The following is a 13,256-nucleotide window of genomic DNA, read 5'->3' on the forward strand; positions in this document are numbered from 1 at the left end:
ATTTAAGGGTGCCGCGATTGATATTGTATACATCGTGTGTATCATTCCGCGCGCGCGAACTATTCATCTATAACCTCGATGTAGTGCGCGACTATTGTCAACTATTACTATAGATCGCCGCCCTTCCGATTGTCCATCGGCAAGGACTGGACGTTTGTCGCTTGCAACGCGGCGTCCGAATCCTTGGTGACAGCACAACGGAGGACATCATGGCGAACGCCGGCAGAAATTTGGAAACTGAAATCGCAGAACACCTTGCGCCAGTCCTCGCCGACATGGATCTGGAGATTGCATTCACAAGGGAGAGCAGAACTCGCGCGGTCATAGATTTCGCACCGCTCGAAAAGGATGGGTGGCTCTCACCTGTCAAGATCATCTTCGATGAGGTCCAGGGCAGGGAGCTGGCATGGGATCAAGCGCATCTCAGAATCAACAACTGGGGATGCCGAAAACTTGGCGAGACCGGGTGGGTGTCCTGGAAGTGTTTCCACACCGCCCGCCACGAGATCAAGGGCGAGGGCCAGCAGGCGTTGGACTGGCTCAAATTCGTGATCGAGTACAACGGGCTCGTTCCCGGCAAATCGCTCGGGCCGAAGTGCGTCGTGAATTCAAACTTCGGCGATTTGTATTTCCGTGCGGCCATGCTGTTCCCGGAACTGGAGATCAAGCAGTCCAATGTCACAAAGTCGCCCCATCCGTTCGAGTACTTCGTCTTGAAGGACAGTCGCGACCGGGAGATCCAGATCGGGATGCGAAAAGGTGAGCAGAGGGCGACCGTCTATATCAACGGAGCGTTCCAGACAGAATTCTGCCAGTGGGAGCACGACCGCTTCAACGAGATCGTCAGAGACTTGAGCAAGGTCCAGCCCAGGGGACAGGCGCCTCTCAGGGGTCGGGCATTTGGCCAGTGGCCTTGAGCGCGTCCCATCGGTTGGCCTCCACGGATTCTTCCCGCTCTTCCCGTTCGAGCTCCATGAGATAGGCCCATTTTTCGTAGACGCGGGGTATCTCCTTCCTGATAGCCCCGCGCTTCTTGTGATTGCGTTCCACATCGGCCAGTTTTGCGCCGAGTATGACCCGCGTAGCCTGATCGTGAATCCACGCTGAAGGCGTGTCGCGATCTCCCGGCCAGCGGCGGCGCGGTCCGTTTAGCCTGGGACGGAGCTCCCCGAGGCCGATGCGCGACAATTCGATGATCGGCTCAACGACCGCTTGGTCGAGATTCACGGTTTCACCGCTGAGCACCGCACGGATTGACAGAGCCACAACCTTCGCCATCACGGGCGGAAGCGCATCCGCAATCATATCGATAATCCCCGTTTTTTCCGCGAGGAATTTCCATCCGGGCGGGAATCCCTGTGCTGCCGCCAGGATTTCCAAAGTGATGAACGGCTTGAACTCCGTGTTGCGAAGATCATCGGAGCCAACCTTCGGTGGTTCACGGATATCGGAAGGATTGAAACCGGCATCGAGCCAAGGCTGCATCCAATCTTTCCTCTTTTCTATTCCTCGGAAAATGCTTGGCAGCATCTTACCCCTGTGTACCTGGGCCCAGTTGCGCGCCCACATATCGTAGACACGCTGAGGGGTTCCCAGCTCAACCTGCATGCTGAGCGGTGGAGGTGTCTGATGCGGCGCGATCGAAGATTGCAACGCTTTGACCACGTCCCGGACAACTGGGGTCACCATTCGCGGATCCGGAAGCACCCCTGCGACGTCGTTGCGGATCCCGACGATGAATCCATGTTCGCGCGAATGAGGAATGCCGAAGTTGATGGTATCCAATGCGAATTCGTGTACTCGGTAGCCCGCTTCCTTGACCTCTGTAAGAAGTGCCGCGATGGCCTCCTCGCCGCCTGTTTGCCTTTGGCCTAGGTCGAACTGGACCATGACGCCGCGTGGGAGAATCCCCTTCAACGCGCGAAGCACCTGAGGAATCGAAGCATCCTTCGGAACGCTTTCCTCCCCCGGTGGGAACGGAAGGCCGGCGACAAGCAGATCAATCTCGGCGCGCTCTTGCGGATTCACATATGAGATCTTGGCAATGTCTTTGTTCACGACATTCCACGTCGGCCAGTTGCGCTTGAGTGTCTGGGCGCGGATCGGGCTCTTCTCGATCAGCGCCGCATGCTCGAATCCTGCGCTCATGAGACCTATCGAGGTTCCACCGGCGCCCGCGAACAGCTCGAGAACCTTGAGACGCCGCGTGGGCTTGATCGAAACTGGCTCGGGCGCCGCGCCGGGGACGAGAAAGTCCAGGGCATCCCGAAGTTCCGTCGACCAGACAGGTATCGGCACGGCATCAAAGCCGAATCCGCCGTTGTGGGAGAAGGCCCCGTCGGCAAGGCGGCGTACAGCCAGCGCGGCATTGGCCAGATCCGTACTATCAGGTGAGCCGCCGTCGAAAGGCAGCTCGCCAAAAAGGCCGTCGATGATCGGAAGGATTCGACCAGCAAGATCGACGATAGAATTGAAAGCTTCGCCGTATCCATCGCTCTCCGGGCGCAGTAACGCATCTTCGTCCTCGGGGTGGGGACAATAGCGTAGCACGAAGCGGTCAAGACGCGCCTGAAGATCGCCCGCCAGTCCCTCGAGGTGAGAAAGACGGTCTGCCATCAAGGACTCGAGGTATCTCGACCGGGCCTTTTCGGAGCGCTCCCATTCCGTCTCTGACTCTTGCGACATGCGCTGCGAGATCTGCTCGAGATCGAATGCATCGAGTCGCTTGTTGTGCTTGAGAACATGGAGCGCTCGCTCCTGCACTTCCTCAGAAGCCCGCGACAGGATGGTCAATGCGGCGGGCGAGATCGTTGCGTCGTTGAGGACGTCGGGAATTTCCTGCATCAGACGCGCCACGAATCCCAATGTCTGGAGATCCTTTGGTGACATCGTAGCCCTTGAGCCCACCAAGGATTCAATCTCGTCGGCTGAACCCATTTCGCGTATCTCACGCATGACATTTGCGGCAGCGAAATAATGCCCCGAAATCTGTTTCATCAGATCCTTAAGCTGCAATGCTGCGTGGGTTAGGTGGTGATCGGCCCGGCTCATGAAGGGTGGTTGTCCTGTTGGTGTCTATCGCAATGCGTGCAACGAGCCCTACCAGCCAGGCGTTGCACTTTCTAAAACGAAGACGGTAAACGGTCGGGAAACCAGGGCATCCTGAGCCGGGATTCGACTCGCTGAAACTTCGCGGTACCAACCGCGACGCCTAGCTTTACGGCGCGCCGCAAAGGCTCGGAGGTCCTCGTCAGATGCCTGGGAATACGAGCCGCAATGTCTCCGGAGAAGCTCCATTATCCAGCAGTTCGCTATCGAGCTGGAGCAGTTCGCCGAGCGCATTGAGAAAGCGCGTATCGTTGAGAGTGACGGGAAACGTCCCAGGAATGGCCTGGCGTTCCTTAGTAGCCCGTGGGTGCTGGCACTCAAAGCGTCGGCAGCTTTAGCTCCATCGGGTCCAGTGATGTGCGGTCGAACGGCGGGAGTGGTACCTCGAACGGCGGCCCGACGCACCACCGCTCCGAGAAGGGATCATAGACACCGGGAAGCGGAAATCGCTCCGTGATCGTGAGAAAGTCCTCGATGTTGTTTGTAATAATCGGCGCCTGGTAGAATATGGACACCGCGGAGATCATCAGGTCGTGTCCGAGCCTGTTGTGTTTTTCCTTTCGCTGCACGGTCCACATGTGCCGAAGCGCGGGCACCGTTGTCATCCGGGCATAGATCGAGGCGATCTCCGGGGTCATTGCCATCAAGGGAAAACTCGTGTTCAGAATCTGATCAACCCACTTGACGATGGCGCGGGCTTTTTCAGGATTTTCGGCCTCTTTGAGATGGGCTCCCCGAAGTAGCTCTGTTATGACAGGAAAGCAAATACCTAGGCGCTCGATTCCTATCTGAAGCAGCCAAGGACGAAGTCCGGCGGGCGATCGCTGCTTGCCCATGAGGCTGACGATGTTTGTATCTAGTAAAAGTACAGTTTTCTCCACGGCATTTCCTGTGGGCTGCTGCGGTTGTACGAATATTATCAACACATTGCCTCCCTTCGGTTGTATGGTGGGAGGCTAGGCCTTAGCTGACCCATGGAGGATCGTTTATGAAGCAACAAACTGCATGGCTCAGAAACGACGCCGAAGCACGTGTCCGAGAGCTTTTCGACGCCGCGAAGGCCGCGGGGCCACAAGAGGTGAGGGATACGGACGGAACCTTCAGCCTTACTTTCATCCCGGTAAAGGGAACACTCGAAGATCTCTTCTCCAAGCCAGGCCCCATTCCCGATGATGAGTGAACGCAACGTTAGCCGGTGACCGGGTTTTTGTACAAGTGCGAGTTGGGTGCCGGTGGCCTTAAAAATCCAGATCCTATGGCCGCAATATGTGGCGGCGCAGAGCCAGCGGCTGATGCCCGTTTAAAAGTGGTTGACGTCCGAAATTTCGTTCTCTAATTGTTCGCTTATGAGCAACTTCACCGCCCTCACTTTCCGAATACGAATAGGTTGACCGGACCGGGACGGATCCCGGTGCCGCCACCACATCATATTCATCGGAGGGTAGGTCATGACGACCTCAACTGCTCATGTCGCAGGCGATGACGCTTGCGATCTCCGCAATGCTTACAAACCTCGTTTCCCGCTCAACGCCGTCAAATGTATCGGTCGCGCACTGTTTAGATCGCAGCAGGCGAGCGACTATGCCTGCCTACTCGATCTCGATCCAGAAGTGGTCTCCTGGCGTTGCGTAACAACGCCAGTCACCAACGAGTCCACTGCTCGCAAGCCCCGCCATCACTTCATCGACTTCGCAGTCGAGACGGCGCAAGAGGCGTTGCTCGTGGATGTATGGCGCGGAAAGCCAGACATCATCACCTGGCTTCCCAGCGTCGCCTCCCGGAAGGGCTATCGCTACCAAGCGATTGCCATGTGTGACGTGGATCCCATCCGCCTTCAGAACGCGCGTGACCTCGTCAGATACGCGGATCGTGAGGTCACTCTCGGCGACCGCATCCGAATTCTGGCCGGCCTCGACGAGATGGGATCGCTCTCACTCGCCGAATGCCTCTCCGCGGTCCGGGAGGGAACAGCAATGGGGTCTGTCGCCAGCATGATCCTGCGTGGCCTGATCGAGGTCGACCTGGACGAGAAACTGCTTGGTCCGGACACGATCGTCCGCCGCGCTCGTTCGTAGGAGTTCAGTGATGAAATCGGCAAAACCTGATGAGCGGAAGATTTCGCTCGAACTGACTACCTATGCCAATTCTCTGCGCATCGCGTTGAGGCGGTGCGGAATTTTTCTGAAGGGCGATAAGGCCGTAGGCTTGCTACTGCCGCCTGAAGCGGACCTCGAGACTTACCAGCGGGCCGTCAAATCGATCCTGGTTGGCGGCGGGATCCTCCACTACGCCGTCCCACTGGTGCGCGTCAGCGCTTACAAGCGGGAGACGGACGCGGACGACGCAGTCAAGACCGTCTCGCTGAGCAACGCAGTTATCGTCGTGATCGCGCACGGTGCCGATCTGCCCCCAGAACTCTTGGTCTCACTGGATCGTCTCGAGCAGGTGACCGCGGTCAAGCCGTATCATCTGATCGCTGCGGCAAGGACGGTGCTTGATGCGGTAATCACCCGGGATCAGGCGACCGCGCTGTTCTCGTATCCCTTGCCATTGATGTTCGCCGCTCTGAGGCGATCACGCCCGATCGAGCTCACCCTGGAGAAGCTGGCAGCTTCGAGGGATTTAGCGGTGGTGCCGGAGGTGAAGCGTGCGGTTGCGTGGGAGCCGCGGATCGAACAGCTTGCGGGCTATGGGAAGGCCACGGATTGGGCGCTGGACCTCGTCGAGGATATCGCCGCGTGGAGACAGGGAGGCGTCGAGTGGCGCGATGTGGATGCGGGATTGCTGCTGAGTGGTCCGCCAGGCTGTGGCAAGACCCTGTTCGCGAGCGCGGTAGCCAGATCGTGTGAAGCTTCTTTCTTCGCGGCATCGAGCGCGGTCTGGCAATCCCACGGTCACCTCGGCGATATGTTGCGGGCGATGCGGAAGTCATTCAAGGATGCGATCGCTGCCGCGCCAGCGATTCTACTCATTGACGAATTCGATTCTTTTGGTTCCCGGAAAAACCTTCGAGGAGACAGCGCGGCTTATGGCCTTCAAGTCATCAATGCACTTCTCGAACAACTTGACGGTGCTGCGGGGCGCGAAGGCGTCGTCGTGATCGCGGCCACCAATAGCCCGGACGATATCGACGAAGCGCTCCGCAGGCCGGGTCGCTTGGATCGCCACGTTGCGGTGGAGATGCCGGATCAGGCCGCGCGTGAGCAGATCCTGTCAGCGCATGTCGGCGTGGCGCTGCCGGAGGAGGAACTGAGAACGATCGCAGTGGCGACTGGCGGCTACTCCGGGGCGGCACTACGGCAGCTCGCCAGGGATGCGCGCCGGATCGCTAGAAAAGCCAGGAAGCCAGTATGCGGTTCCGACTTCATGTCGATCGTGCCACCCGTTGCCGCTCTCACCCAGAAGGAGCGATGGCCAGTGTGCGTGCATGAAGCTGGACACGCGCTCGTTGGGCTCGCGCTCGGTATCGGTGATGTAGAGGCCATCGTCGTTGCGCGTCAGGCTGCGCACCGGGACGAGAGCGTCGGCCACGTGGAGTGGCGCAGACCGGATGTACGCAATCGGACGCTTCGGGCCTATAGGGACGAGATTGCGATGCTGCTCGGTGGCAGGGCTGCCGAAAAGGCAGTCCTAGACGAGATGTACGTCGGCTCGGGTGGCGTTGAGGGATCCGATCTTAATCGGGCAGCGGACATTGCGACAATTCTAATTGCCGGCCACGGTGTGCAGGCGCTTGGATACACCGACGTCTCCCGTTCACGAGATCTCGACCAGCTTCGACGAGCTGACGCTATCCTGCGAACGCGGGTGGAGCGGCTGCTCGCGGAGGAGTTGGCGCGGGCGGAGGAGATCGTCAAGGAGCGGGGGGCGGATGTTATGCGCATCGCGGAAGCGCTCATGGAACACGAGGTGTTGCCAGGCGAAATGGTCAACAAGGTAATCCTAGGGAGAAATGCTCCGCCCTAGAACTGGCACCCGCACTTGGCTCTAGTCGCGAAAGGCGTGGTCACACACTCGCGAGCGACGATTTCGCCACAGTATGAGCCAAGGCGGACTGGGAAAGTCGCGGGCTTAGCTCAATCAGCTACTCAACTCGGTTTCGCGCGATATGATTTCTTCGGGCTCCAATGGAGGCGCTGCAACGAACTTCCGTTCCGTGGGAGTTTCCGGCCAGAGCATCGCCTCCCAGTCCCAAGTCATGTCCTTGAGCGCCCTGTGGATAGCAAGGCCAAGCGCCTGCGCCATGCGCGGCGGCACCGCATTGCCAATCTGATCTGCGGTCGCCTGCTTGCCCCCGACGAATTCCCAGTCGTCCTGAAAGTCTTGTAGCCGGGCACGCATTCTTGCCGTCAATGCGGGCATGAAGCCCGGCTTCGATGCCTGCGCCATGGTAGGAGCCTCGTCTGGGAGGCCAGCGATATCAACGCCCTTGGAGCCCCAGCGGGCAGCCTCCTTGGCACGTGGCTTGCCGCGGCGCGTGACAACGGTAGACGCTACGTCGTTGGCCTCCCGCCGCTCTTTGGCCCATTCGTAGGCTCCTCCCCAACCGTTTGCCGCCATCAGATCAACGAGGACGTCGCCGATGTTGGCGCGCCGCTGTGGGAATTTCGGCGGCATTCGGAATGCTCGTGCGAGATCCTTGCGGATTCCGATGAACAGGACACGGCTTCGTTCCTGAGCCAGCCCATAGTCTCTTGCCTGGATGCGATGAATATCGACCTCGTAGCCGGCACGTTTGAAGCCACGGAGGATGTCGGCGACATGGTCCGTGTGGCGCGCCTGTAGCAGGCCATCGACATTCTCGAACAGAAACGCTTTCGGTTGGATCTCATCGACGATGCGAACGCATTCCGGGAGCAGGTCGCGGGGATCTTCCTTGCCGAGACCGTACCCATCGGACGAATAGGGCTGGCATGGAGGGCCCCCGCTCACGAGGTCGAGATCAAGCTGGCGGTAAAGCCTGAAATCCATCGTCCGCACGTCTTCCTGAATGACCGTCCAGTCACGGCGGTTGCGACGAAGTGTGGCAGCAGCATGATTGTCGTACTCGACGAGCGCAACGTGCTCGAAGCCAGCCCGCTCGAGACCTATCGACATCCCGCCGGCTCCCGCGCAGATTTCGACGACCGTCAGGCGATCGGCATCTGTAGGGAGTTGTCGAACGTTCGCCTCGTCCTCTTTGCGCACGGGCAACGCTCGGCCCGTCAGGGCATTTAGCGACTGCAGCCACGGATGCGCCTGGTCGGGATCAATCTCGCCGACGCCGCCTGCAAAGGGCAGCGTGCCTTCCTCGAGATGCGTCAGGGCGCGGTACGCCACCGATAGCTCGTAGGCCGCTGACCGCGGTTTAAGTTCCTCAGGAGCGCGATGATCCGGGCCGAACAGATCTTCGAACCCAGTCCGCAGCTCACCGGCGTCGTGACGGACGTCGTCGGCCGCGAGTTCAGCAGCGCATCGCTGATCGATGATGTTTGATACGAAGTGATGGAGCCGATCGAGGAAGGTGGTCGAGGAATCTTGGACTCGCTTGCGCGCTGCCGCCGACGCGATCTTTCGCCCCTGGTCGGCAAGCACTTCCTCTGGAGTCAGCTTGGCCTCGCGCAAACGCTTCCGAATGGTCGAAATACCTTTGAGATCGATCCTCGCGCCGATTTCCATTCTCTCGAGCACTTCTGACCTAGTCTCTTCGTCCGCACCAACCAGCGCTTTCAACACTGGGAACGAAACCCGGTGCTTCTCGAGCAGCTCCTCTCGGCCACGCAATGTGCTGCTGAAGCGCACATAGGTAGATAACTCGGATGCCGGCATGTTGCAGGTGACGCGCAAGAATTCGCGCGCTTCGCGTTCCGTCGTCTCCTTGGTGAGCTTCTCAACCTCCGCGGCCATTTCGAGGATTCGTGCCGCCATCTGCTTTTGGAGCGCGATGATCCGCTGCTTCGCAGCCGATAGTGCCTCCGCCTTCGAATTCATGGTACCCCGCTACGCTTACCTCGACCTGCAGATGTCTCGTACCGGCACAGATGTTAAAGACGCGGGAAGGCATTCGTTCAAATGCGTTTGATTCGCGGATTCGGTCTCTGTCCGAGACACCGCGGCTGCTCAATTTCGTCTATGCGAGAGGAGGGGTTGGTTGGATCGCCTAGCCGAGATTGACATATCGCAGATCGATGGAGCCCATTCCGTCGGCGAGCAGCCCATCCGGGCGACGTACTTGCCAGCCACCTTGCTCGAGGACGGTGAATGTCAACTGGTCGTTGTTGCGCAGGACGCGATATCTTCCAGCCTCAATGGGAATGACTACGTCGGTATCTACGTCGACTAGATAAATGCAATCCATTGGCATGGAGATCCCCTCTCTGACTGATCAAGCGTGACCTGGGATGGGGACGGACGCAAGCACTTCAGACCCCGGGGTGCTCGCATCCACTCACGGACCTGCGAGCGCAGCGTTCAACAGATTTGCCAATCGAGTGGCTGCTAGAGACACCTGCTGCTCGGACACGCTTCTCTCATTTGCTCGTGGTCTCTGGTTAGCTCCGGCTTGGCGGTTGCCATCGAAGTCGTCCGATTTGCCCTTGTGTTCGGCAGGTAGTAGAACGATCTGAAGATCGGGAGGCTGGCATGTCAGACAATGGATCGAACGATGCGCCCAAGGTCGACGCCATCGGCTCAAACGGCGAAACCCGGCAAACGAGTGAAACGGTGGGCGAAGCGCTCTTGAAGGTCGGGTTCAAACCGTCGAAAAGTGGGCGCAAAATCGTGGGACAAGGAAAACGCCGGGAAACCTTGAGAAAATTTTCGAAGGATTCGCACAAGTAGGTGCGGTCTCGGATGTGCGGGTCGGCGTTTCGTCCACCCTTGTCATTGGACCTGATTGAAACAGTGGAACGGCAGCTCAGCCACGAGATGTCCCTCGGAGTCCGTCCCTGCGCGGGCACGGCATCGCTCATCGGCTCCTCCGCGAAGCCCAGCATGTTTTTGGTCGGCCGGGACTGCTCGTCACGGTGAAGGCACACCCCGACGATTTCGGCGAAGGTGCCAATGAGAAGCTCGGCGCCTACTATCAATCAGACAAGCAATTGCGACTCCGCCAAGTCTCGAAGAAACATGAGGGGTGGCTGGTCGCTGCGTGGCAGGACGCTGTCGTCAACGGAAGGACGAGCGCTTTCTGGAGCTGGACGTCAAGGAAACGCCTGCAGTCGATGAGAGCGACTAGGGGCTCCGCGTTCTTATCGACCGAACAACCAACCGAGCAGGCCGCGACGCTTCGGAGGCAAGGGCTGCGGGTCTGGGCGGCTCTCGACTCTGGTCTTTGAGCTGAGTTCTCCGAACAGCAAATCCATGCGTTCGGCATCCTCGCGCTCCTTGTCGGCGTCGATCCGCTTGAGATCGGCGGCAAGCATGGCCGCATACAGTACAGCCGCCGTACTATGCGCCGACGGCTCGCCCCACAGCTCCCGCATCCATTTTCCATCGGTGGCTCCAAGGAGAAGGAGCTGGTCGAAACCGACGCGGTCATACGAGAGGTCGAGAGCGGCGACGCGGGCATATGGAACGCGCTGGATGATGCCGTATCCGGCATAGCTCGCCATCGCCGCAAGGTGGTGTAGCTCTCGGAGTAGATCCTCGTATCCCACCTTCTCCTTGCGCGCCGTCCGGATCTTCGTACGAAGAGCGATCGCCATCTCGCGCCATGCTGCGGGCAGGGGCAGGTGTCGACGAGCCATGGCATAACGCTGATCGGGATCGTCCTTGATGCGGTCGAGGGCGTGCGACCAGAACTCGCCGTTCTCGGGCGCCGGGCCTGGAGCTTGCATTATGATGGTGCCGTCAGGTTCTTCCCGGGTTGATAAATCCCAAATGGCGCGGTCGAGCGCGCGAGCCTCTTCATTGGTTGTCGTATCGACCCACAGGATCTGTACTGTCACAGCAAGCTTTCCTGAATGGGATCGCCTTCTTTCGAGGTGATGCTGGATCCGTAAGGCTCTCGCGACGTGATCATGATCGCATCGTTTGGCGCCGGGCGCGCGAGATGCTGGGCTTCTTCCCAGGGCGCACTCATCCAGACATCCGTCTCCTCCTTCGTCAGCAGCAGGACGGGCATCGCCTTCCAGTGAATGGGCTTCACAATGTCGTTCGGGTTCGTCGTCAGGAAACCGTATAGATCGTCTGTTGTCAGCCCGTCCTTCACCTTCCGTACGCTTGTCCACTGCGGCACGTGGATCCCGGCGAAGAACATAAGCTCTTTGCTTTCGTTTCGCCCGAACCAGGCATTCGGGACTTTCCCTCCCGGCTCCTGACTGTCGGGATCGGGTTCAGCGAAAGTTGTCACCGGAACGATGCATCTATGCTCGACACCAAACCATTGCCTCCAATGCTTGAGATTGAGCTTCCGGACATTCGTCACGCCGCGATCAGGCTCCATCCGCAGCAGTTCGTCCATATCGAAAGACTTCCCCTTGGCCGCGAGTTTCGCGGCACGGCCTTCGGCAGCTTCCTCTTGGACGCGCGTCGGAGATGGCAGACCCCAGCGGGCATGGACAAGCTGCTTGCGGCCGTCGGCAGTGTTGCGGACGATCGGCCCCATCTGGTCAGGGTTCATTTGATAGCTGGGCATCAAGTTGATCATGCTCTCGGCATCGATCGCCCACTTCCGAATCCAGTCTTTGTCATCCATGCGGTACAAGTTGCACATCTCGCCCGAACCTCCTCCGGCACGTCAGTTGCGAGCGCCAGAATCCTTGCCGTCGGCGACGTTTGTCAACCCAGGTCACATTGCAGTCTGCCCGCAGGCTCGGGTTCACGCTGAAAGGTAGTCAATGGATCTGTCCGCTTGCCTCTGCCTCATCGAGACTGATCGCGTGATCGGCGAAAGCGTCGAGGTTTTCGAAGAATTTCATATCAGTCAGGAATTTGTAGACCTTGGTGATCACATCCTGAGGATCGTTGAACTGGTACCAAAGGGGCGGCGTAGCGAGGTCATGCATTTCGCCAGTCGATTTCACCATCATGAGGGAGCGGTACATTCCGCATCCGTCACCCGAGCGAACATCGATTGCGATATCGAACCTGCCCGACGGAGCGCCCGAGTGCTTGTTGTGAACATTTGCCGTCAGAAGCTGGATGTCGGGTCTACCCTGGATCGCCTTCACCATCTCGTCGTGGGCCTCGACTATCTTAAACGGGGCGAGTGGCCCCCAGTAAAGCTCGGTCATCGGAGCTACGGGCACACCAATGAGCACTGCTCCGCCGCCGTTCGAATGCTTCTGCATCGTCGTTCTCCCACCTGGATTTTTTTGATTGGCGACCTCTGTCACCTGGATGTTCTTATTATGTTCTGATATGCCTCGATGTCAATAGTTTTGACCAAAGAGTGATTCCGTTGTCGCCAACTTGCTGCTTTGTCTGGATATTCATGAAGTCGATGCCCAAGCGAATCTCGCTGTTTCCGTTGCTCTTGGCCGGGCTGGTTCTCTCATCCGTATCTGCCGGAGCTGAGCAATTTATCGGCCGCGCATCGGTCATCGACGGCGACACGATTGAGATCGCCGGGCAGCGGATCCGGCTGAATGGGATCGATGCCCCGGAAAGCTGGCAGGTCTGTCGCGACGCGGCAGGGAGGCCGTACCGTTGCGGCAAGGATGCCGCGTTCGCACTCGACGAGTTCCTTTCGAAATCGCGTCCGATCCGCTGCGTGGGCCAAGGCAAGGACAAATATCGGCGCGTTGTTGCCGATTGCTTCAGAGCCGATGGGGAGAGCGTGAATTCCTGGCTGGTCAAGCAGGGCTGGGCGATCGACTGGCTCCGATACTCGAAGGGCGTATTCCGGCGCGATCAGGTAATAGCCCAGGCGGCGCGTGCCGGGATTTGGCGTGGGTCGTTCGAAATTCCATGTGAGGCGAGGGCAGCGCGCTTAAAGCGTCGGGCGGCCTGCTGATGTGCGGGATTCGCCGATGAATCCCGCCAAACTTACAAGGGCCGCTGCGCGCCAGCGGAAGTCGTTGGCCGGCATCCTGGAGCGACCGATTTGGGGCCGTAGAACGAACCCGCTGCGCGGGAGGGCGTCTGCGGTTGAGATAGAGGGCATAGGCTGGAGGTTGCGCCTGGATTGAACGTCGTCCGGCAAGGGCGGAGCATGACGAGCTTCT

14 protein-coding genes are annotated in these 13,256 nt (G+C 59.0%); 7 read left to right on the forward strand and 7 right to left on the reverse strand.

Annotated features, from left to right (window positions below):
• The first annotated feature begins 209 nt into the window (after window positions 1-209).
• The gene (locus tag ACMUVN_RS26390) at window positions 210-917 is read left to right on the forward strand and encodes a hypothetical protein (protein ID WP_128408360.1); all 708 of its coding nucleotides are present in this window, start codon (window positions 210-212) and stop codon (window positions 915-917) included.
• Here ACMUVN_RS26390 and ACMUVN_RS26395 read toward each other — a convergent pair.
• Both ACMUVN_RS26395 and ACMUVN_RS26400 read right to left on the reverse strand, forming a co-directional pair.
• Complete coding sequence (locus ACMUVN_RS26395) at window positions 886-3,051, reverse strand: DNA cytosine methyltransferase (protein WP_280817708.1); 2,166 nt, start codon at window positions 3,049-3,051, stop codon at window positions 886-888. The two genes, ACMUVN_RS26390 and ACMUVN_RS26395, sit on opposite strands and share 32 nt — an antisense overlap.
• Before the next feature lie 374 nt (window positions 3,052-3,425).
• Window positions 3,426-3,989: a type II toxin-antitoxin system VapC family toxin gene (locus tag ACMUVN_RS26400; protein ID WP_414815654.1), complete on the reverse strand. Its 564-nt coding sequence runs from the start codon at window positions 3,987-3,989 to the stop codon at window positions 3,426-3,428.
• Window positions 3,990-4,096: 107 nt separating this feature from the next.
• Between ACMUVN_RS26400 and ACMUVN_RS26405 the strand changes: the two genes are divergently transcribed.
• The 3 genes from ACMUVN_RS26405 (at window position 4,097) to ACMUVN_RS26415 (ending at window position 7,074) form a co-directional block, all read left to right on the forward strand.
• The gene (locus ACMUVN_RS26405) at window positions 4,097-4,288 is read left to right on the forward strand and encodes a hypothetical protein (protein ID WP_128408362.1); all 192 of its coding nucleotides are present in this window, start codon (window positions 4,097-4,099) and stop codon (window positions 4,286-4,288) included.
• Between the two features lie 268 nt (window positions 4,289-4,556).
• The gene (locus ACMUVN_RS26410) at window positions 4,557-5,183 is read left to right on the forward strand and encodes a hypothetical protein (RefSeq protein ID WP_280817709.1); all 627 of its coding nucleotides are present in this window, start codon (window positions 4,557-4,559) and stop codon (window positions 5,181-5,183) included.
• A gap of 10 nt (window positions 5,184-5,193) precedes the next feature.
• Complete coding sequence (locus ACMUVN_RS26415) at window positions 5,194-7,074, forward strand: AAA family ATPase (protein ID WP_414815655.1); 1,881 nt, start codon at window positions 5,194-5,196, stop codon at window positions 7,072-7,074.
• 114 nt (window positions 7,075-7,188) lie between these two features.
• Here the strand turns inward: ACMUVN_RS26415 and ACMUVN_RS26420 are convergent, their stop codons facing one another.
• A complete protein-coding gene (locus ACMUVN_RS26420) occupies window positions 7,189-8,295 on the reverse strand; it encodes a DNA cytosine methyltransferase (protein ID WP_414815656.1) in 1,107 nt (368 codons plus the stop codon).
• 619 nt (window positions 8,296-8,914) lie between these two features.
• On the opposite strand from ACMUVN_RS26420, the gene ACMUVN_RS26425 reads away from it, so the two are divergent.
• Window positions 8,915-9,169, forward strand: coding sequence for a hypothetical protein (locus ACMUVN_RS26425; protein WP_414815657.1), 255 nt, complete (start codon window positions 8,915-8,917; stop codon window positions 9,167-9,169).
• A gap of 78 nt (window positions 9,170-9,247) precedes the next feature.
• On the opposite strand, the gene ACMUVN_RS26430 is transcribed toward ACMUVN_RS26425, so the two are convergent.
• A complete protein-coding gene (locus ACMUVN_RS26430) occupies window positions 9,248-9,451 on the reverse strand; it encodes a hypothetical protein (protein ID WP_414815658.1) in 204 nt (67 codons plus the stop codon).
• A gap of 278 nt (window positions 9,452-9,729) precedes the next feature.
• Between ACMUVN_RS26430 and ACMUVN_RS26435 the strand changes: the two genes are divergently transcribed.
• A complete protein-coding gene (locus ACMUVN_RS26435; RefSeq protein WP_130827856.1) occupies window positions 9,730-9,927 on the forward strand; it encodes a hypothetical protein in 198 nt (65 codons plus the stop codon).
• A 410-nt stretch (window positions 9,928-10,337) separates the two neighbouring features.
• Here ACMUVN_RS26435 and ACMUVN_RS26440 read toward each other — a convergent pair whose 3' ends face one another.
• The 3 genes from ACMUVN_RS26440 to ACMUVN_RS26450 all read right to left on the reverse strand — a co-directional run bounded on the left by ACMUVN_RS26440 (window position 10,338) and on the right by ACMUVN_RS26450 (window position 12,380).
• A complete protein-coding gene (locus ACMUVN_RS26440) occupies window positions 10,338-11,036 on the reverse strand; it encodes a hypothetical protein (RefSeq protein WP_414815659.1) in 699 nt (232 codons plus the stop codon).
• Window positions 11,033-11,803, reverse strand: a complete 771-nt coding sequence (locus tag ACMUVN_RS26445; RefSeq protein ID WP_414815660.1) for an SOS response-associated peptidase family protein — start codon at window positions 11,801-11,803, stop codon at window positions 11,033-11,035. Before ACMUVN_RS26445 ends, ACMUVN_RS26440 begins: the two co-directional genes overlap by 4 nt.
• A gap of 121 nt (window positions 11,804-11,924) precedes the next feature.
• The gene (locus ACMUVN_RS26450; protein ID WP_130701927.1) at window positions 11,925-12,380 is read right to left on the reverse strand and encodes a hypothetical protein; all 456 of its coding nucleotides are present in this window, start codon (window positions 12,378-12,380) and stop codon (window positions 11,925-11,927) included.
• Between the two features lie 152 nt (window positions 12,381-12,532).
• Here ACMUVN_RS26450 and ACMUVN_RS26455 point away from each other — a divergent pair, with 152 nt between their 5' ends.
• Window positions 12,533-13,045 carry a thermonuclease family protein gene (locus ACMUVN_RS26455; RefSeq protein WP_130827908.1) on the forward strand — a complete coding sequence of 171 codons (513 nt, stop codon included), beginning with the start codon at window positions 12,533-12,535 and terminating at the stop codon, window positions 13,043-13,045.
• Window positions 13,046-13,256: the final 211 nt, after the last annotated feature.

Source organism: Rhizobium sp. IY2 (assembly GCF_047532935.1).
GTDB lineage: Bacteria > Pseudomonadota > Alphaproteobacteria > Rhizobiales > Rhizobiaceae > Rhizobium > Rhizobium anhuiense.